The organism is Ruegeria sp. AH7 (genome assembly GCF_056541325.1).
Map to the genome: position 1 here is coordinate 98,432 of NZ_JBQFYF010000004.1, position 20,034 is coordinate 118,465.

The 20,034-nt window shown below is 55.8% G+C and carries 19 protein-coding genes; 4 read left to right on the forward strand and 15 right to left on the reverse strand.

Annotated elements, in window-relative coordinates; all coding sequences use genetic code 11:
* Positions 1-9: 9 nt before the first annotated feature.
* The 6 genes from ACR0JX_RS11005 to ACR0JX_RS11030 form a co-directional block, all read right to left on the reverse strand.
* On the reverse strand, positions 10-423 hold the full coding sequence (locus ACR0JX_RS11005; RefSeq protein ID WP_480543846.1) for a hypothetical protein: 414 nt from the start codon (positions 421-423) through the stop codon (positions 10-12).
* A gap of 61 nt (positions 424-484) precedes the next feature.
* Positions 485-1,339, reverse strand: a complete 855-nt coding sequence (locus tag ACR0JX_RS11010) for a sugar phosphate isomerase/epimerase family protein (RefSeq protein ID WP_480543847.1) — start codon at positions 1,337-1,339, stop codon at positions 485-487.
* The gene (locus ACR0JX_RS11015; RefSeq protein ID WP_480543848.1) at positions 1,336-2,328 is read right to left on the reverse strand and encodes an ABC transporter permease; all 993 of its coding nucleotides are present in this window, start codon (positions 2,326-2,328) and stop codon (positions 1,336-1,338) included. The genes ACR0JX_RS11010 and ACR0JX_RS11015 overlap by 4 nt, the downstream gene beginning before the upstream one ends.
* Complete coding sequence (locus ACR0JX_RS11020; protein WP_480543849.1) at positions 2,325-3,332, reverse strand: ABC transporter permease; 1,008 nt, start codon at positions 3,330-3,332, stop codon at positions 2,325-2,327. The genes ACR0JX_RS11015 and ACR0JX_RS11020 overlap by 4 nt, the downstream gene beginning before the upstream one ends.
* The gene (locus tag ACR0JX_RS11025) at positions 3,325-4,830 is read right to left on the reverse strand and encodes a sugar ABC transporter ATP-binding protein (protein ID WP_480543850.1); all 1,506 of its coding nucleotides are present in this window, start codon (positions 4,828-4,830) and stop codon (positions 3,325-3,327) included. Before ACR0JX_RS11025 ends, ACR0JX_RS11020 begins: the two co-directional genes overlap by 8 nt.
* A 63-nt stretch (positions 4,831-4,893) precedes the next feature.
* The gene (locus tag ACR0JX_RS11030; RefSeq protein WP_480543851.1) at positions 4,894-5,880 is read right to left on the reverse strand and encodes a substrate-binding domain-containing protein; all 987 of its coding nucleotides are present in this window, start codon (positions 5,878-5,880) and stop codon (positions 4,894-4,896) included.
* 139 nt (positions 5,881-6,019) lie between these two features.
* On the opposite strand from ACR0JX_RS11030, the gene ACR0JX_RS11035 reads away from it, so the two are divergent.
* On the forward strand, positions 6,020-7,078 hold the full coding sequence (locus ACR0JX_RS11035) for a LacI family DNA-binding transcriptional regulator (RefSeq protein ID WP_480543852.1): 1,059 nt from the start codon (positions 6,020-6,022) through the stop codon (positions 7,076-7,078).
* An 86-nt stretch (positions 7,079-7,164) separates the two neighbouring features.
* On the opposite strand, the gene ACR0JX_RS11040 is transcribed toward ACR0JX_RS11035, so the two are convergent.
* The 9 genes from ACR0JX_RS11040 to ACR0JX_RS11080 all read right to left on the reverse strand — a co-directional run bounded on the left by ACR0JX_RS11040 (position 7,165) and on the right by ACR0JX_RS11080 (position 16,154).
* Entirely contained in the window at positions 7,165-8,784 is a 1,620-nt protein-coding gene (locus ACR0JX_RS11040) for an FGGY-family carbohydrate kinase (RefSeq protein WP_480543853.1), read from the reverse strand.
* Positions 8,781-9,506, reverse strand: a complete 726-nt coding sequence (locus ACR0JX_RS11045; RefSeq protein ID WP_480543854.1) for an SDR family oxidoreductase — start codon at positions 9,504-9,506, stop codon at positions 8,781-8,783. Before ACR0JX_RS11045 ends, ACR0JX_RS11040 begins: the two co-directional genes overlap by 4 nt.
* Positions 9,507-9,626: 120 nt before the next feature.
* Positions 9,627-10,394, reverse strand: coding sequence for an SDR family NAD(P)-dependent oxidoreductase (locus ACR0JX_RS11050; protein ID WP_480543855.1), 768 nt, complete (start codon positions 10,392-10,394; stop codon positions 9,627-9,629).
* Between the two features lie 3 nt (positions 10,395-10,397).
* Positions 10,398-10,964 (reverse strand): SIS domain-containing protein, encoded by a 567-nt coding sequence (locus ACR0JX_RS11055; protein ID WP_480543856.1) that lies wholly within the window; start codon positions 10,962-10,964, stop codon positions 10,398-10,400.
* Positions 10,961-12,004, reverse strand: a complete 1,044-nt coding sequence (locus ACR0JX_RS11060; protein ID WP_480543857.1) for an NAD(P)-dependent alcohol dehydrogenase — start codon at positions 12,002-12,004, stop codon at positions 10,961-10,963. Before ACR0JX_RS11060 ends, ACR0JX_RS11055 begins: the two co-directional genes overlap by 4 nt.
* A gap of 12 nt (positions 12,005-12,016) precedes the next feature.
* Positions 12,017-12,988 carry a sugar-binding transcriptional regulator gene (locus tag ACR0JX_RS11065; protein ID WP_480543858.1) on the reverse strand — a complete coding sequence of 324 codons (972 nt, stop codon included), beginning with the start codon at positions 12,986-12,988 and terminating at the stop codon, positions 12,017-12,019.
* A gap of 64 nt (positions 12,989-13,052) precedes the next feature.
* A complete protein-coding gene (locus tag ACR0JX_RS11070) occupies positions 13,053-13,871 on the reverse strand; it encodes a carbohydrate ABC transporter permease (protein WP_152460809.1) in 819 nt (272 codons plus the stop codon).
* 3 nt (positions 13,872-13,874) lie between these two features.
* Positions 13,875-14,741, reverse strand: coding sequence for a carbohydrate ABC transporter permease (locus ACR0JX_RS11075; protein WP_480543859.1), 867 nt, complete (start codon positions 14,739-14,741; stop codon positions 13,875-13,877).
* Positions 14,742-14,810: 69 nt separating this feature from the next.
* Positions 14,811-16,154: an ABC transporter substrate-binding protein gene (locus ACR0JX_RS11080; RefSeq protein WP_480543860.1), complete on the reverse strand. Its 1,344-nt coding sequence runs from the start codon at positions 16,152-16,154 to the stop codon at positions 14,811-14,813.
* A gap of 147 nt (positions 16,155-16,301) precedes the next feature.
* On the opposite strand from ACR0JX_RS11080, the gene ACR0JX_RS11085 reads away from it, so the two are divergent.
* Genes ACR0JX_RS11085 through xylB form a run of 3 tightly spaced genes read left to right on the forward strand, consistent with a single transcriptional unit; the run spans position 16,302 to position 19,569 of the window.
* Positions 16,302-17,318, forward strand: a complete 1,017-nt coding sequence (locus ACR0JX_RS11085; RefSeq protein ID WP_480543861.1) for an ABC transporter ATP-binding protein — start codon at positions 16,302-16,304, stop codon at positions 17,316-17,318.
* An 11-nt stretch (positions 17,319-17,329) separates the two neighbouring features.
* Complete coding sequence (locus ACR0JX_RS11090; protein ID WP_480543862.1) at positions 17,330-18,055, forward strand: HAD family hydrolase; 726 nt, start codon at positions 17,330-17,332, stop codon at positions 18,053-18,055.
* A 50-nt stretch (positions 18,056-18,105) separates the two neighbouring features.
* Positions 18,106-19,569 (forward strand): xylulokinase, encoded by a 1,464-nt coding sequence (gene xylB, locus ACR0JX_RS11095; RefSeq protein ID WP_480543863.1) that lies wholly within the window; start codon positions 18,106-18,108, stop codon positions 19,567-19,569.
* Positions 19,570-20,034 lie beyond the last annotated feature (465 nt).

Consider the following 20,034-nt stretch of genomic DNA (forward strand, 5'->3'; position numbering starts at 1 on the left):
CCAAAGCAACTAACGCGCTGCATGCGTGGATGCCATCATCACCGGGCTGCCGCGATCCTCGAAGGTTCCCGCTTTTTTGCGATATTCTGCATCAATGTCAGCAGGGCATGCCTGCTCATAATCGATCATCGGCAAGGCTTGTCCCGCACCGGCGCCGTCTACGTCCGAGCCGACAAGTACCCCGCCTGACCCATGCCCGACCGGAACAATCGTCCGGATTGGATGCCGCTTGCAAAGCTCTGCAAGCGTTGTGATCAACCATATCGAAGTGCCTTCCAAGTCATGGTATCGCCAGGTCTGACCATCCAGAACCGAGTTTGAGGTCGACCGACTCTCAAGCAAAGTGCCGTCTTTGCTGGCAACCCAGAGTTCAATATTGGTTTTGCCAACATCGATAACAGCGATATCAGCTTTTCTGGTCAAAAGCTTAGCACGTCAGCAAATACACCGCCCCTTAAATCCCCAAATGAACCTGCTGCTGTCATCATATGAGGCGGTACTGGGCCGCTTTGTTCCTGAGGAACGGCAACCCCTTGTCCATAACGTCTTCGAAGGAAGGGGCAACAGGGCGCCAAACAGCAAGACCGTACCCAATCTGAGGGGGCATGTTGATGAAACTTTCCATCGCAAGCCCCCCCTTGAAGCCGATCGCGGCCAGCGTGGCGTAGATTTCGTCCCAGTCACAGGTCCCCTCGCCTGGTGTGCCGCGGTCGCTTTCCGACAAATGAATGTAGCGCAAGTGTTCTCGTGCATCGAGGATACCGTTGCCCGCGCCCTTTTCTTCGATATTCATGTGATACGTATCGAGATGGATGAAGATGTTGTCGGCTCCGACCTTTTCGATCATGTCGACCGCCTGCCAACCTGTATTGATCAAATGGTTCTCGTAGCGATTTACCGGCTCGATACCAAAGGCGATCCCAAGGGTCCTAGCATGTTTCGCGGCCCCCTCTAAAGCCCGAGCAATATTATCGTATTCTGCCTGCGTGGGTGGTACGCCTGTACGTTCTCCGATGCCGCCATAAGTGACGCCGGAAAGGGCTTCGGCACCCATCTTACTGGCCATGTTCATAGCATCGACAAGGTGCTCGATTGCGCCGTCTGGATTGACTGACGCCCAGTTTTGTTCGGGCAGCCCGAGCGAACAGACCGCCCGCATTTCGTGTTTTTCGAGCAAGTTGCGCGTGTGAGCCGCGTCCACAACGCCGGTATCCAGCAAAGCAATCTCGATGAAATCCATCTGGTAGGCCGCCGCAGCGGGTATCGTCCGCTCGGCCCCATCACGATCCCAATGCATGGTCCACATGCTGGTATGTACGCCGAAACCTTCCATGATCATGTCCCTCTTCGTCGTTTGTCTCGCCACCGTTCACCAACCCAGCGCAGCGCCATCACGCCAATCAGAAACAACCCCCAGACAGCGGTCGACAAATGCTGGTTGGCACCGATCAGGTTCAGACCCGATGAAAGCGCTTGCAGGATAATCAAGGCCAGAACCACCGGTAGAACACGCCCAAACCCGCCGAACGGATCGATCCCGCCCAGGAAACAAGCAAGCACTGTCACCAACAGCAAAGCCTCACCGTGGCCAACACGGACAGAATTGAATCGCGCCGCCATCAAAATCCCGGCAACGGCGCATATCACGCCCGAAATCGCGTAGATCAAGACAAGTGTCCGGCGCGTATGCAGGCCGGAATATTCAGACGCCTGGATATTCGAACCGATCATGTAGACCGAGAACCCGTGTCTTGATCGTCTTAGCATGATATGCCAAATGAGCGCGGCCACCAGAAAGACTATCATCGGAACTGGAACGCCCATAACGCTGCCGTGGCCCAGTACGTTCATGTACTCTGGAAATCCCGATATGTCCCCTCCACGCGTCAGGAACTCACCCAACCCTCGCAGGAAGATCATCATGGCAAGCGATACCAGAATGGGATGTGCACCGACATAAGCCACGACGACGCCCATGACAGCGCCCGAAGCAGCACCCGCCAGTAATGCAAGCACCACACCCAGCACAAAAGCCCCCAGTCCGGCATCAGGCCCCCCGAATTGTATCAAAACCCAAGCAAGTGCGAGACCCGAAATGTTGGCTTGAAAGATGATGGCAAGGTTCAGCCCACCCGAAAGAATCGGAACAAGCATTGCCAGTGTCAGCAACCCCAAGACCGGCATCTGAAACGCCATCGAGCGCAGGTTGGCACCGGTCAGGAACAAAGGGGTCGCAAAGGAAAACGCCAGAAAGACCAGGCCAAGAAAGACAAGTAATGGCAGGGTTTCCGCACCAACTGCCGTGTTGAGTCTGTCACGCAAGCTCATGTTGTGCCCACCTTTGCGACAGCTGTAGCGCCGCGTGGGAGCCGCCCAAAACTCAGGTTTGATGATGAGATGGCCAGCAGGATCGCCGCGCCGATGATCATTTGGAATGCAAAGGGCGAGATTCCAAGAAGGTTCAAACCGTTCTGCGTGATCGCAACAAACATCACCCCAAGGATGCATCCAAGAACAGTGCCTCGCCCACCACCAAGTCGAGCCCCACCGAGGACCACCGCAGCCAGCACGTCCAGTTCCCGACCGTATAGCGCATTTGGAACAACCTCTTGGGCAATGTTCACCTGCATCAGCCCCCCTATGCCGGCCATCATCCCGCACCAACCAAAGGCGACAATTTGCATCTGCCAGATATTCACGCCCGCACGCATTGCTCCCTCGGGGTTGTCGCCAAAGGCATAAAGCTGGCGGCCCAGAGTGGTCAGACGGATGAGGCCCCAAGTCGCGACGACGCAGACGATCATGACGGCAACTGAAAGATTCAGTTCCGACCAGGTTCCATCCGAGGCTTGTCGTTCAAAAATGAAAATACGATCAGTCCACCAATCCGGCAGGTTGTAGATGTTTCGACCTTTCGTGAAGAACATCAGCAACCCAAAGAACGCGTTGAAGGTGGCAATGGTGATAACAATAGAAATCACCCGAAACCCGTGGATCAAAAGGGCGTTGATCATTCCAAGACCGATCCCAAGCAGACCCGCGACCAAAAAACCCACCGCCCAGTTTCCGCCCCCTATGCCCATGAAAACCTGCGCGGCCACATACTGAACGACCGAAGCCGCGACCGCGAAAGAAATATCGATGCCACCAGCAATGAGGACGACCAGCAGGCCAACCGCCCAGATCAGGTTCACCGCGTTATTGTTCAACAACGACGTGATGTTGCCCAACGTCAGGAAGGTGTCCGTACCAAGCGACAAACCAATGATCATCAAAAGCAACACAACACTGAGGCGCGCCTCGACGGGATGATCACGAAAGAAGTCACGCATAGATACGTGCCTCAAGTTCGGGAACGCTGGTCGCCCGTGGATCGTATTCGCCCACAATACGCCCATCCGCCATATGCAGCACACGATCCGCATTGAACATCGCTTCGGTCACCTCGTCCGAAATCAAAAGGATCGCCAGCCCTTCTTCGGCCAAATGCCTAACGATGCGAAAGATGCCCGCACGAGCCCCGACATCCACACCCACGGTTGGGCTGTCGAGGATCAACAGCCGCGGCTCGGTTGCCAGCCATTTTGCCAGTACAACCCTTTGCTGGTTGCCGCCTGACAGCGTCGAGACAGCATCCTTAGGCTGCCCAATCTTGACTGCAAGTTCATTGATCCAGTGACAAACAAGATCGGCTTGGCGTTTGGCGGATAACAATCCGATCCCATTGAGAATGCGATCAAGCACTGAAATAGACGTGTTATCCGCGATTGATTGCGGCTGAATAAGCCCCAGGGACAGTCTGTCTTCCGACACATAAGCGACACCGCGCGCGATAGAGTCGCGGATCGAGGCAAATCGAACAGACGACCCTTCCATCCGGATTTCACCCGCATCGGGTGGTTTCATACCAATTAGTGCAAGGGCCAGTTCCGTGCGGCCGGCTCCGATCAAGCCCGTCAAACCCAGAACTTCACCACGCCGGATGGTAAGGGAAACATCGTAGAACTCTTCGTGCCGACTTAACCCAACGGTTTCCAGAACCGGTTCCGCCTGAGAACGGTCCTGAGCGCTGACCGTGTTCTCCAAAAGCGCCCCGGTCATAAGCTCGCCAAGACGGGATTGCGTCATACCCTCGGTCGGATAGACGCCGACAAGCTTGCCATCGCGCAGGACTGTGACCCGCTCTGAAATGTCGATCACTTCTGCCAATCGGTGGCTGACGAAGACGACAGCAATACCTTGTGAGGACAGCGTGCGAACGACCTCTAGCAATGAATCCGTTTCGCTTTGGGTTAGCGACGCCGTCGGCTCATCCATAAACACCAGACGTGCGTCGCCCATTAACGCCCGCGCAATCGCAACGATCTGACGTTGCGCAATTGGCAAATCACCCAGTCGTGTATCCAGGTTCAACGGCACCTTCAGGCGATCAAGCACTGCCTGTACGCGGGTCTTATAGCGACGTCCGAACGTCAGGCGCGGCACCAGTCCAACCATCTCATCAAAAGCAATGTTTTCCGCGACGGTCATATGCGGAAATAGCGCAAGATCCTGCCAAATAACCGCGATCCCCAACGCTCGGGCTTTTGTCGGGGAAATCGTGTCAACTGGCTGACCAAACAGTTGCAATTCCGCGCCAGGGTCAGCTGTATACACACCAGTAACAAGCTTGATCAGTGTGGACTTGCCACAACCGTTTTCTCCGGCAAGGCAATGCACCTCTCCCGAACGCACTTCGAAATCAACGGATTGCAGCGCCTTTACGCCACCGAAGGTTTTCGAGACGTTTCGAAGCCTCAGCGCCGGGGCTTTGTCTGGATCAGTTTTCATGTGTGTTCTTAGTCTGAATGGAGATCCGCGATGCGCGGAGCTCCAAATCAACATTAAATCGTATCAGAGCCCCTTGGCAGCCAGCTCGTCAACAGTGCTCTTGTTAATCTCCAAGAGGTTATCGGTGATGATGTTGCGGGTTGCGGCATCCGGACTGACAACACCCAATCCCTCGATCTCGGTTCCTTCCGAGATTTCTTCGCCGTTCACCAGCATGTCGCCTAAAGTGACAAACACGCGGCCCGCCTCAGCTGGGTTCCACATGAACCCGCCAGAAATGACATCTTCTTTCAGCAGCTTCTGGCCCTGACCGGGTGAGAATGGCCCAAGCACATGGACCTTGCCGCCCAAGCGACGTTCCTCGATCGCGCGCCCTGCCCCGATCGGACCTTGGCTGCCAAACGCAAGGAAGCCACGCAAATCAGGATTGGCTGCGATCAGGTCAAGTGCGGTCGAACGGCTGTCATCAACACTTTCTGCAACGCCATAACGATCACCCACCGGCTGCAACTTGTCGGAGCAGTTCTCAGCCAGCCAGGCGATGCCAGCATCCGCCCAAGCGTTGTGAAGCGGTACAGTCAGTGAACCCACATAAACAGCATAGGTACCCGGCTCTTCGGTTTTCTCACAAAGAAGCTTGGCATGCGCTTCACCGAATCCATCTGCAGAAGCCAGTTCGAAGTTCCAATCCACGTTGTTCAACCCGGGCCCTTCGTGCGCGATCACTTTGATCCCGGCGTCCAAGGCCTTCTGCAACACGGGTTCAAGCGCCGCCTCATCGTTGGGCACCACGCCGATGACATCCACACCCTTCGCAATGAGATCTTCAATCGCACGAACCTGAAGGGCCGGGTCGGCTGAGGTCGGTCCGATCATCTCGGCGCTGACACCCAGCTCACCGGCACGTTCCTTGATTCCTTCCTCCATAGCGTTGAACCAAGGGATCCCTCCAATTTTGACGACGATTCCCATAGTAGTCTCAGCAGCGACATTGGTTGCACCAAGAGCAAAAGCGCAGACTGAGGCTGCGAGTATCGGTCTAAGTTTCATAGTTTCCTCCCAGGTTGGCCAGCGCCGAAAAGACAGCGCACAGCAGAAATCAAACTGCACCATCGGTTGTTCTTTGTTGCGCAATCGATGGTGCAAAGGCTATATGGAACACACTAATCTTGTCAAAGGGGAATCTTCGGTGTCGACAACCGAGACTAAGAAACAGGTCACGATTTACGACATCGCCGACCGGGCTGGCACCTCGGCCAGTACTGTTGGTGCTGTTCTGAACGGCTCGTGGCGCAATCGACGCATCAGTGAAAAGCGCGCCAAGACGATTCAGCAAATCGCAAACGAAATGGGCTATGCACCCAATATGCAGGCCCGCGCCCTTCGCAGCGTCAGGTCAAGCATGATTGGCATGATTATTCCGATGTACGACAACCGTTACTTCGGCGCGATCGCCGAACGTTTCGAAATGGCGGCCCGTGCCAGAGGGCTTTTGCCCATGACCTCTTGCACACATCGTGAACCAGAGCTGGAACTTGCGACGGTCAAGCAGATGCTGTCGTACAATGTAGACCGGATCGTCTGTGCCGGTGCCTCTGACCCCGATACCATCGCCCGGATTTGCAAGGCGCAGGGCGTTCCAACGATCAACCTTGATCTGCCCGGTACAGTAGCGACTTCCATCATTTCCGACAACTACACAGGCGCATATAGATTGACTGCAGCCCTAATAAAACATGCGCAAGCAAAAGGTCGGGATTGGCAGAACGAGTTTCTGTTCCTGGGCGGCCGCCCGACCGATCACAACACAAGCGAAAGAATACGCGGTTTCCGTGATGCGGTCTCGGACGCAGGGGCTAGACCTTTGGACGAGAACATACTGGCCTGCGGCTACGCAGCCGCCAAGTCTAAGGCCGCATTTGCCGCAAAGTTGAAAGAAACGGGCCGAATGCCGACTGCGATGTTCGTAAACTCGACGATATCGTTGGAGGGTGTATTTGATTGGTTGGCGCAGAATGACAGGGCCGCACTAGACACAATTCTGTTTGGAAGCTTTGATTGGGATCCGTTTGCTCAGTATATGGCGCAGAATCTGTTCTCCGTTCGACAGGATGTCTCAGCGATGGTGGACACGATGTTCAGGATTATTGATGGTGAACCACCCCATGAGCCTGAAATCATCCAGATTGCGCCAATTGTCATATCTGACAAAACAGGCTGCGACACCGCCTCCTCGTCACAGATTTAGCGAATAGTTCCCAGTTCGCCGTTTGGGCTCAAATGCTGTGCCGAAGAAGTTCAAAAACTATTTCCGGAACGCGATGTACGTAGCCCTTAAGGTGCTGCCAATGCCTGACGTAGACGCCGTTCAACGTCTTGCAGACCCTTAAAGGCCTCGTAACGGGCATCATGTAGTTGTGCGGTCACGCCAGATTTTGGTGAGAACCGATCCTTTTCTGACGACATCCTCGCCATTGCCTCCTCAAGAGACGTTTCTGGCTGGCTTGCCACAGCACCTAGCATGGCTGCACCCAACAGAACCGGCTCAGGTGAGGTTGTCGATAGAACAGGAGCGCCGCTAGCGTCTGCCAAAAGTTGCTTGATCGTGGCGCTTTCCCCTGCGCCACCACTAATCGCGACGGTCGAAGGATGAACACCATGTGCGGCTTGCGCCTCCATAATCTGGCGCATCCCATAACCTACCCCAAGCACTGCAGCGACATAGGTTGCAATGAGGTCATCGCTATCATTTGCCAGCGTTAGGCCAGAAACGATTCCGGTTGCGTCCGGGTCGGCATAAGGTGCCCGGTTGCCCAGAAAATCCGGGACAATTATCCGGGACCCTGCCAGTCGGACCGCATCGCTTGCATCTGACACGCGCCGTTCGACCTCGCGCAGAAGAAACGATTGCAGTGACATGCCCTTTGCTTGCGCGAGGGAGGTTGCGTCGCTGCTTGATGGATGGCTCGTGATTAGGTGCGCGATCGCTTCCCCGGCCGTGGATTGCCCCCCTTCTGACAACCACATTCCCGGCACCATGGCCGAATAGTATGGCCCCCACACACCCGGAACCTTGTGCGCAGTCTTTGAAGTCGACATCGTGCAGGCGGACGTTCCGAATACATAGGCCATCGTCGACTCGGGTCCTGTTTCGGGATTAGCGCCTACGGTGCCGATACCCCCGGCATGAGCATCAATCAAACCCGCGCCAACGGGTGTACCTTCAAGCAACCCCATGCTCGATGCGGCTTGAGCGGTCAATCCCTGTGCCAGAGGTGTCCCGGGGGCCACGATCTTCTGCCCGATACGGGCATACTCCTCAGATGGCAATTCTGACAGACCAATCTGGTTGAAATAACTGTCATCCCACCGACGTTCATGTGCCAGGTAAGTCCATTTGCATGTCACCGTACAAGCGGAGCGATCCAGTGACCCAGTTGCGGCCCATGTCAAATAATCCGGCAGGTCAAAGAATTGGCCGGCGCTGCGGAAGGAGTCCGGCATATTCTCTTTAATCCACAGCAGCTTGGGCGTCTGCATCTCAGGAGAAATCCGCCCGCCAACATAGTCCAAAACGAGGTGGCCCAGTCCATTGATACGCTCGGCCTGATCCTTGGCCCGGTGGTCCATCCAAACGATTACGTTGCGCTCGGCCTTACCCGAGGCGCTGATGCTCAGCGGTTGCATGGTTTGGTCCAGGACGACCATTGAACACGCCGCATCGAAACCAACACCTTTGACCTGCGAGGCCTCGATTCCACTCTCCTCAACCGCGCCTCGAACACAGGCACACACAGCCTGCCAGATGTCTGTCGAAGACTGCTCGGCTATATCGCCGGTGTCGCGCCACATTTGAATGTCTTGCTTTCGGCTCGCAAACAATGTGCCGTTGCTGTCGAAAACACCCGCCCTGGCACTGCCGGTCCCAACGTCTACGCCTACGAAACAGCTCATAGGTCCACCGCGTTTGGCAGGATGACAAGATCCCGGATCGTGACATTCGCGGGGCGGCTGAGCATGAAAACCACGCAATCGGCCACTTCTTTGGGTTGCATCAGACTCCCCTCGGCCAATGCTTGTTCCATTTTTTCCTTCGGCCAGTCATCCAGCAAAGCGGTCACTACAGGACCCGGCAAAACAGCGCCAACCCGCACACCATGCTTGGCAACCTGCCGTCTGACAGAGTGGGTGAAGGCCTGCACCGCATGTTTTGAGGCTGTATAGATGGGCTCCCACACGACGGGAATGACACCGGCGATGGAACTGGTCATGATGATATCACCCGACCCCTGTTTGGCCAGATATGGCAAAACCGCCTGCACCGAGCGAAACGCCGCATTTATGTTGAGGTTCAAAACACGATCCCACGCATCCGGATCGCCTTCCAGAACGTCCCCACCAATGTAAGCGCCAGCATTGGCGTGGAACGCGTCCAGACGCCCCGCTTTTCCGAGGATTTCTGGCAGCATCTGGTCCACGCTGTCAGGACTCGCAACGTCTGTAACGATTGAAAAAGCGTCGTCCCCCAAGTCATCGCAAACTGTCTTTAGTGCCGCTTCGTTCCGATCGACCAAAGCAACCGTGGCCCCTGCCGCGATACACTCTTTGGCACAAGCCAGCCCAATCCCCGACGCAGCGCCCGTTATCGCGATCACCTTGCCCGCCAGATCAACCATTCAGTTGCCTCCTCTACATCAAACCGTACCGTTTTTCCTCACCTTCCGGGAAGTCTCCGCAGTGCCGAAAACAGATCGACGGGCCAATCCCAAACCCAGAGGGTTGGTTTGCAAAACGCGTCATATGCTTGAATACCCCCCTTCGATCATCATGATCGCACCGTTCACTAGATCGGATGCGGGGGCAGCCAGATACAGGGCCATATCTGCGATCTCGACAGGTGCGCCAAAGCGGCCCAAAGGCGTTCGCTCGATAAACGGATCTTTCTTTTCCGGCGCCGACCATAGCTCTTTCCCCATTTCGGTTAGCACGACGGTTGGGCAGATCGCGTTGACCTGTACGTTGTACGGCGCAGCTTCGGTCATGAGCGATTTCGTCAGAGAATTGAGCGCCCCCTTGGAGGTGGCGTAGGCCGCGTGATCGGCTAGGGCAATAACGCCCGTCTGCGATGAAATGTTGATGATCTTGCCCTGTCGGCGTTCCATCATGCCAGGCAGTACCGCGCGGGATAGGATAAAGGGCGCTGTTAGATTTACCGCCAAAGTGCGCTGCCAATCCGCCAGATCATAGTCAACAACCGGCCCGGTCAGGGCAATTCCGGCAGAGTTAACGAGAATATCGACCCGCCCAAAAACCTCCAATGCCCTGGCTGCGACCAAGGCCGTTTCTTCGGCATCAGCCAAGTCTCCGGTTATTGCTGCAAAATCTCGCCCCAATGCTTGAACCTCAGTTCCCAATTGCGCAAGCCGGTCCTTGTCGCGGCCATGCGCCGCGATGTCCGCTCCTGCATCCGCAAAAACCTGTGCAATTGAGGTTCCAATCCCTGAAGATGCACCGGTGATCAGCGCTTTCTTTCCCTTCAAACTGAAACGGGTTTCCCAGGGCATGAGCTATTCCAAATTCGTGTGATTGGCGCGCATATCCTCGGGCGTGACGGCCATCCTGTCGCGCAGGTCCAGCACAAGAAGCTCGAAGAACAGGAACATGAGCACCTCATAGAGCGACCCCATCGGCAGCACAGACGTGGCATCGGGACCTTGGTCTGCGGCCATGGTTTGCGCGGGAAGGTGAACGGTCAGATCCACAGCCTGTGGCACGGCACCCTCGGGTTCTGCAGTGATGCAGACAATTTTGGCACCGGCCTCCCGCGCAACGCCCACCAACGCCGCCACAGTCGAAAAATGCCCTGGTCCTGCGCTGACAAGCAGGATGTCCGATGCCCCGACCGGTGGCGCCGTCATGTCGCCGACCACATGGGCGTCACACCCCAAGTGAAACAGCCGCATCGCCAGCGCTTTCATCATCAGGCCCTCGCGACCGACACCGTAGCAAAGGATCTGCCGCGAATTGGCAAGAGCCTCAGATAAAGGCGCGATCTGTTTCAAAACGTGACCGGACAAGCCCGGTCGTAGTTCAGACAGGACCTGTTCGGCCAAATTGTCCAAAACGTCGGTCATGTTCGGTCCAACCGAATCTGGATTTTGACATCTGTTGGTCGCGCCTCAACTGCACGCTCGAACGCTTCGATGCTGTTCTCAAAGTCAAATGTTTTAGAGATTAGAGGTTTCACATCCACTTTACCCGACCCAAGCAATGCTATGGCCCGGTCATACATATTGGCATAGCGAAACACCGTCTCCATCCTGATTTCCTTGGACTGAGCCAGAACAATGTCGACCGGCACTGGATCGACCGGCATGCCTACCCAGACTACACAGCCCGCAGGGGCTACGGCATCGAGAGCGGTTTGAATTGAGGTGGCCGCGCCGGCGCATTCGAAAACCACATCCGCGCCCCATCCTTCGGTCGCGTCGCGCACAACGGCTGAGGGGTCATCGCGTCCGATCAGAACAGGTTCGATATTGTCATATTGCGCAGCAACCGACAGCTTTTCCTCAACCAGGTCAGAGATATAGACCTTGGCGCAACCACCGGCCAGCGCGGCCAGAGCCACCATTATGCCAATTGGCCCTGCACCGGTGACAAGCGCCACATCACCCGGTTTGATCTGCGCTTTGGTTGCTGCCTGCATGCCAATTGCAAAGGGTTCGACCATTGCCCCTTCGGCAAAGCTGATGTGGTCGGGCAAGCGATAGGTGAACGCCGCAGGATGTACGACCGAGGAGGTCAGGCAGCCATGCACCGGAGGCGTGGCCCAAAACTGCACAGATGGGTCCACATTGTAGGCACCAAGCTTTGCGGCCTTGGACCGGGTGTTGGGTATGCCTGGCTCCATACAGACCCGATCACCGACACCCAGGTCCGTTACGTCTGACCCAACCTCGGTGATCACACCTGCAGCCTCGTGTCCTAGCACCATAGGCGCGTTCACGACAAAGGGCCCAATCTTGCCATGGGTGTAGTAGTGAACATCGCTGCCGCACACCCCAACCGTATCTATCGCGACGCGGACATCCTCAGGGCCCAATGTCTTGGCCAGCTCAATCTCGCGCAGCGCAAGGCTGCGGGCTTTTTCCAAAACCAGAGCTTTGGCCATCCTGCACCTCTCTTATGTTCCGTTGGTTTCAAGCAAAGCGGCTGCCGTGTTCTCATCCGTAACAAGCGTGTCGACAAAACCGCGCTTCAGGGCCGCAGCAATGATCGGCGTTTTATGAAGGCCACCAGCGGCCAGAATGACATTGTCTATTTCGGCCATCTCATCCAGCGACAGGCCAATGACGCACTGGTTCAACGGATGATCAATCAGCTCACCATCCGCATTCAAGATGTGCCCGGTGATATCGCCTACGCCGCCTTTGGCGACCAGATCGGCCGGATCGACCCCGTTGGGCAAGGCATCACGCACCAGCAGCGAACTCTCCAGATCCCCCGTAGCCAGCGCAATTGCACCGCAAGAGCGGATCTTTTCCAGCATATCCCGGATCACGTCCTGATCCATGAACAGTGCCTGACTCTCCGGGCTACCCGCATAAAGCGGCGCGGTGAAAAAGCTGTGCTCGGCGTTGCATAAATCAGCCAGCCGCGTGGTGATCTCGTACCCGTTCACGTCTGATCCGCGCGAGACACCGCCCATGATCGACACGATCTCAAGATCAGGACGGTCGAGCGGCTGCATGTGGCGCGTCGCAAGGTTCAAAGTGTTGCCCCAGGACATGCCAAAATGAGTCAGTTTCGGGTCGCACAAGACTTCGCCCAAATGCGCACCTAGCCCCGCAGCAACCAGCGGGGTGACTGACACACGGTCCTCGGGCGAAGGTACCACAACTGCGCGGGTCAGTTTGAACTGCCGCTCAAGCTCCCATTCAAATTGCGCCGCTGCCGCAAAAACGGAATCCACACTGACACGCAAAATGCCACGCCGCCGCGCCTCGCTGAGCGCTTTGTTGACACGCAGCCGCGTTGTTCCAAACCGCTCGGCCGCGTCGGCCTGTGTCATGCCCTCGACCTCACAGGCCCAGCACAGCCGCACCAATAGCTGTTCTTCCGGGTCGATCTGGTCGAGTTTGATATAGCGTGACATGGATGTCCTTTCCTTTTGGTTCCGTTCTACCGCAACGAAACGGGAAAGGGAGTGGTCGAAGACTTCATTTCACGGCTCCCATCGTCAGGCCACGCACCAATTGCTTGGAGGCGATGAGCGCGAAGATCAGAACCGGTATCACGATCAGCGTCGATGTGGCCATGATCTTACCATACGGCAAGTTGTAGCCTTCCATGAAAGACACGGCCATTGCGGGGGCCGTTTTGGCTTCGGTCCTGGTCAGGATCAGACCGAACATCAGTTCGTTCCACGAAAAGATGAAAGAAAAGATCGCCGATACGGCTACACCAGGCATGGCCAATGGCAGGCAGATTTTACGCATGATGGTAAACTGCGAGGCCCCTTCCAGCCGTGCGGCCTCGTCCAGATCATAGGGTATGCCTCTGAATTGATCTGTCACGATCCAGATGACGATCGGCAAGTTGAAGGTCAGGTATATCAGGATCAGCGTGATGTGTTTATCCAGCAGCGACAGGTTACGGGCGATCAGAAAGAATGGAAGAGCCAGAACAATGGGGGAAACCATCCGATTGGTGATGAACCAGAACCAAAGGTCTTTTTTTCCGCGAAACTCGAACCTGGCCAGCGCAAAGGCGGCAGGAACGCCCAGAACTAGCGCCAGCAGCGTCGTAGAGATTGCAATGATCAGCGAATTGATCAGTGTCCGTAGTACCCCGTCTTCGAACAGGGCCTCACGATAGTTGGCCAGTGTCGGTTCGAATAGCCACACGGGGGGCGATTCAAGCGCTACCACCTGCGTTTTTAAGGAAGTCGTGACCATCCAGTAAAACGGGAAGACACAGACCAGAATGATCAAAGCCAGCAAGGCAATCTGAGACCAGTATGAGCGGGTCGTCATCATGGCTCAGACCTCTTTGTAGAAGACGCGGATATAGATTTGCGCCAGTATAATGGTGATGATCAGCAGGATGATTGCCTGCGCCGAGGCCAGCCCCTGATCGAAGCCGCGAAACCCGACCCGTTGGATCATCAGCGAAATGAACTCGGTCGACGATCCCGGACCGCCACGTGTCAGCGTGAACACCATGTCGAACAGCTTCAACGTGTCCGCTGTCCGCAGGATCAACACCGCAACCAGACCCGGCACCAGAAAGGGCAGTTGCACATGGCGCAGAACAATCCATTTGGACTTGGTTTCCAGGCGAGCGGCCTCTTCCACTTCGCCCGGCACCATGGTCAGACCTGCTAGAAGAACCAGCGCTACAAACGGTGTCCATTGCCAGACGTCCCAGAAGACTATCATGGCAAAAGCGTTCTGGGGATCACCGATCCAGTTTATGTCGGCCCCGCCCAAAAGCTGGTTCACTACGCCAAATTTCTGGTTGAACATCACCTGACCCAGCAGACCCACAACCGCGTAGGTCGTGGCCATCGGCAGAACGAGGCTTAGGCGCGCCAATGTTTTTACCAGTGTCAGACCAGGTTGATGCAACACCAACGCAATGCCCAGACCGAGTGCGATTTGCAGCGGCAGGGCCGTACCCAGCAGGAAAAACGTGCGGCCCATCGCCTGCCAGAACACTTCATCCGTCAGTACGGTCCAATAATTTTCGAAACCTATGAACTCGACCCGTTTCAGCTTTGTAAGGTTGTAGAAATGCGCTGAAGTCCAAGCCGCGTAAAGCAATGGCGCGATGCCCACCGCGGCAAGACCAATGACCGCTGGACCGATGAATGCAAATATTGTTCTGCGGGGTACTTGGCCGCGCATATCCGTCCTCCAGCTGACCCTCTCGAACCGGGTACAGGGGCGCCAAATATGCGCCCCTGAATCTATGTTTTACTGAGCCAGCGGCTTGTCGCCAGAATAGTATCCGGCTGCGTCCAGTACAGCCTCCATCCGGGTGCCGATTTCTTGCGCACCTTCCTCGGTCGAGACCTCACCCAGCATCATTTTTGTGCCCCATTCCTGAACGATCTCGGTGATCTCGGGCCATTCCGCGAAACGGGGGCGGAATTCCGGCACGCCGTCTTGCCAGCTCTCGACCAGCGCGGGCACAAACTTGAAGTCTTCCAGACCGTCTTCCTGATAAACAGACTGTCGGGCCGGAACACCACCGCGCTCAAGGTATTCCCGTGCGTTGGCTTTCGAGGTTGCCCACTGGATGAACAAATAGGCTGCCGCTTGTTCGGCTTCGTCTGCTTGCGAAGCTACTGCCAGAGAGAATCCGCCAAGTGCTGGCTTGCGGCCCGCAGGGCCTGTGGGCTCGGGTGCGATTTCAACGCAATCCGCCACTTTCGATGTCTCGGGCGAGACGACCGACGAATAGAAGGCCGACCATTCGGTGATCATTGCGATGTCGCCTTGACTGAACCCATTCACGGTTTCGGCATGGTCATAAGCCACGATACCGTCAGGCATGTATTCCATCAGTTCCTGACGGAACTTCAGTCCTGCCTGGCTTTCGTCACTCATCAGATTGGACTTGAATTCATCGTCTAGGAACGAACCGCCAAAGGGCCACAGCATCCGTGCAAAGCTGTCGGCAGACTGGGTTTCATTCCGCTTGGACTGCAGCGCAAAGGCGTATTTTCCGTCTTTTGTCAGCGCCGGGCCATATGTGTCCTTCAGCTCTTGCCAAGTTTCCGGTGGGCCGTCGAACCCGGCTTCTTCCAGCATGCAGCGATTATAGAACATCAGGCCGGAATAGTTGTCGAACGGCAGGCCATACAGCGTGTCATTCCATCCACCAAAGGCGTTCAGCACCAGCGGAAAAAAGTCATCGATGTCCAGATCTGGATCAACTGCGTCAGGGAACTTTGCCTGCACATCCGCCAGCGGAATGATCCAATCGTTCTCTGCAAAGTTGCCTATCCAAACAAGGTCAATCAGTGCGATATCCAGATCACCGCCAGCCACAAAATCCCGCACCTGTTCACCCAGAGCGTTCTCATAGGGATGCTTTATGACGTTTACCTTAATTCCCGTTTCCGCTTCAAACTCGGGCAGCATGGCTTCGATCGCCTCATAGCCCGGGCGCAGCAGGAATACGACGTCAATGGTTGTGCCTGCATAGGGTTCGGCAGCCTTTTTTAGGCTCCAGTTATCATCTGCAACTGCCGCACCGGTCACGATGATGCTGGCGACGGCTGCGGTACCCAGCAAGTTTCTAAGAGTTTTCATTCTCAGGTCTCCTCCCAGTTCAAAATTCTTTTGCATACTAGTTCATACAAAAGTATTTTTCCGACTTGAAAGTCAATACATTTGTTTCTACTGATAAACAAAAGATAATTTGCGGACCGCAGCGTTCGCCGTTGGGGAGGGGTTGCCTTGGCTGGCATCAGAATTGAAGGGCTCGACAAATTTTACGGTGAAACACAGGCGCTGTTCGATGTTAGTCTGGACATCAGGGACGGAGAGTTTGTTGTATTCGTAGGGCCATCGGGTTGTGGCAAATCAACCCTTTTGCGAACACTGGCTGGATTGGAGGGTGCCGACTCGGGGCGTATCGAGATTGACGGGCTGGACGTGACGCATGCTGAACCTGCCGACCGTGAGCTAGCGATGGTGTTCCAGTCCTATGCCCTCTACCCGCACATGAGCGTGCGCGAAAACATGGATTTCGGCATGAAAGTCAACGGATTTGCGCCTGCCCTGCGGCAGGAACGGATCGCCGAAGCAGCCCGTATCCTACAGCTGGAAGATTATCTTGATCGCAAGCCCTCACAGCTGTCGGGTGGTCAGCGCCAGCGTGTGGCCATTGGTCGGGCCATCGTCAAAAATCCAAAGGTCTTCCTGTTTGACGAGCCGCTGTCCAATCTGGACGCAAAACTGCGGGTGCAGATGCGGGTCGAGCTGGAAGGCCTGCACAAACAACTCGCCGCAACGATGATCTATGTGACCCATGACCAGGTTGAAGCCATGACAATGGCCGACAAAATCGTTGTTTTGAATGGCGGACGCGTCGAGCAGGTTGGAACTCCGATGGAATTGTATCATTCACCCCGGTCACGCTTTGTTGCCGAGTTTATCGGTTCCCCGGCCATGAATGTGTTTGCGCCCAGTAACACAGTGAGCGGATTGACCATCAAGCCGGAGGCGGCTTTCGTCGGCTGCCGCCCCGAACATCTTGAGCTGGTGCAACAAGACGCGGGCAATACCGACGCCATGGTCAGGGTCAAGGAACAGCTGGGAGGCGAGAGCTTGCTATACCTCACACTCCCTGACAATAGCGAGATCGTAGCGCGCGTCGGCGGTGACGACGATACACCTGTTGGTCAAACCGTAGGTGTTCGAGTCCCCGAAAATCGACTGCATCAATTTAGTGCCGACGGGCGCGCATTGTAACGGTGCGCGCGATGGCAGGCGACAACGCCAAGGGTTCCAAGCCGGATGCGCAGCCTCCTATATCGATTGAGGCGTTCGATCTGATTATTTTTGATTTTGATGGAGTTATTGCCGATAGCGAGATCATCTCGCTGTCCACATTAAAAGAAACTCTGACAGAGTATGGTATCGACCTGCAGGCACAAGAGGTCCGAAGCCTATTTCTGGGCAAATCTCTCTCGACAATTGAAGCTTTTGTTGCTGAGCACAGCACAACCTCTGCCAAAGGCTTTGCGCATACATGGCAGGCCAAGTTGTTCCGACGTTTCAAGCGGGAACTCTCACCTATTGCTGAAGTCAAAGATTTTTTGGGGGTGTTGACGACGTTGAACCTTCCGTATTGCATCGCCTCCAGCGGGACGTTCGAACGGATCAGTGTTGCCCTGACGGCGATGCAGATGACCGCGTTGTTTGATAACGTCTTCAGCGCCGAGCAGGTTGAGCACGGCAAACCAGCACCAGACTTGTTTCTATACGCCGCTGCTCAGGTCGGTGTTCCCCCCAGAAACTGCCTTGTGATCGAAGACTCACCTTATGGCGTGCGCGCTGCCAAGACGGCTAACATGTATTGTGCCGGATTTGTGGGTGGGGCGCATCTACGTGGTATTGAAGACCAGCATGGCGAGTTTCTTCGTCAGCAAGGAGCTGATCTGATCATATCATCCTATGAATCACTTGCGCCCGCCCTATTCAGGTAGCGGGCAAAAAAAGTAAACGATTTACAGGCACCAATGGGGGGCAACGTGGCATGAGCTACCTTGGCATTGATCTGGGAACATCCGGGCTTCGCGCCCTGCTTCTGGCAGAAGATGGCAGCGTGATCGGATCTGCTGAGCAGTCTTACTCATCTGAACACAAACACCCCGGTTGGAGCGAACAGAACCCGGCGGATTGGATCACGGCGCTTGAGATGGCGGTTGGCGAATTGCGCGGTAGTCACTCCGAGTTTACCGACCTCCGCGCTGTCAGCGTCGCAGGACATATGCATGGCGCAACTCTGCTGGATTCTGCAGGCGACGTGATCCGGCCTTGCATTCTGTGGAATGATACGCGCTCGGATATTGAGGCACAGCATCTGGATGCCATGCCCGGCGTTCGTGAGATTTCAGGCAACATCGTGTTTCCCGGTTTCACGGCGCCCAAACTGCTCTGGGTCAAGGCTCATGAGCCTGAAAGTTTCGCCCGCGTGGCCAAGGTCCTGCTTCCTGCGGCTTATTTGAACTACTACCTGACCGGCGACTATGTCGCCGATATGTCGGACAGTGCCGGAACATCCTGGCTGGACGTGTCGGGCCGCGCGTGGTCCGACACCTTGTTGACCGCCGGGCAGATGAGCGAAACACAGATGCCGCGGCTTGTCGAAGGATGCCAGCCAGCAGGCACCTTACGGCCCGATTTAGCGGCAAACTGGGGCGTCAGTGGCAGCGTCGTTGTTGCGGGTGGTGCGGGAGATAATGCGGCAGCTGCCTGTGGCCTAGGGGCTTTGAATGAGGCTGATGGCTTTCTGTCTCTCGGAACCTCAGGCGTTCTTTTGGCTGCGCGGGATGGTTACTACCCTGCCCCTGATTCCGCACTGCACACGTTCTGCCACGCAGTTCCTGATCGCTGGTACCAGATGGGAGTCATGTTGTCGGCAACAGACAGCCTAAACTGGCTGGGTCAGATCACTGGCAAGACTCCATCCGACCTGACGCGCAATCTGGGCGACACTTTGTGTACGCCCGGTCGCGTGCAGTTCTACCCCTACCTGTCCGGAGAACGCACACCCCATAACGACGCCAGCATTCGCGGCAGCTTTACCGGGCTGGGAAAGGATACCGACCAGAGCGACCTTACCTGTGCGGTGCTCGAAGGCGTCGCCTATGGATTGAGCGACTCGTATGATGCACTGGCGCAGACTGGAGCCCGCATAGACCGTCTGATCGGCATCGGCGGTGGAACGCAATCGCGGTACTGGGTAAAACTGATCGCAACCGTTCTGGGTGTCCCCATAGAGTTACCGCAGGATGGTGAGTTCGGTGCCGCACTTGGGGCAGCTCGACTTGCAATGATCGCTGGATCCGGAGCGTCGCCAGAGGACATCCTCAAACCTCCCAGAATTGGTGAGCGGGTGCTTCCGGACAGTAATATGACAGAGGCTTTCAACTCGGCAAAAATCCGTTTCCGCGCGGCATACGAACATCTTCAGGAAATATCGTCTAGGCGGCGATAGACGTGCTTGGCAAATAGTTCTGTAAGACAAACTCAGACCAGTTCCAATTACGCCAATAGTGCGTTCCTATGTGCCGCATATACTTCGCGCCACTCGGAAAAGGCAGCGGAACTAGGGGAAGTCGTCCCCCACCCGAAATACAACTAGACAGGGCCGTGTCCTCGGCGAACGCCTGTGGGCCGCACCACCCTGTCGAATTGTGTTGCACTTGCTATCCCCCTACCCTCTTCGGGAGCAGGTTTTGGAGGCGGGCACCCTGAAGGGCTTCACTCAAATCCAGCTTTTAGGGGGAAAAGTGCACAACGTAACCGTTTGGCAGAAGGCCAAGCTATGCGGCGCAAAGGAAAAGTTCTGTCGCAAACGGCAAAACTATTTGTCGCCACATAAAAACCCTGTGGAACGTTACACATCGTTGACTCAATCGACGATCAAAACCTCGATAAATCGGTCAACTACGTCATTCAT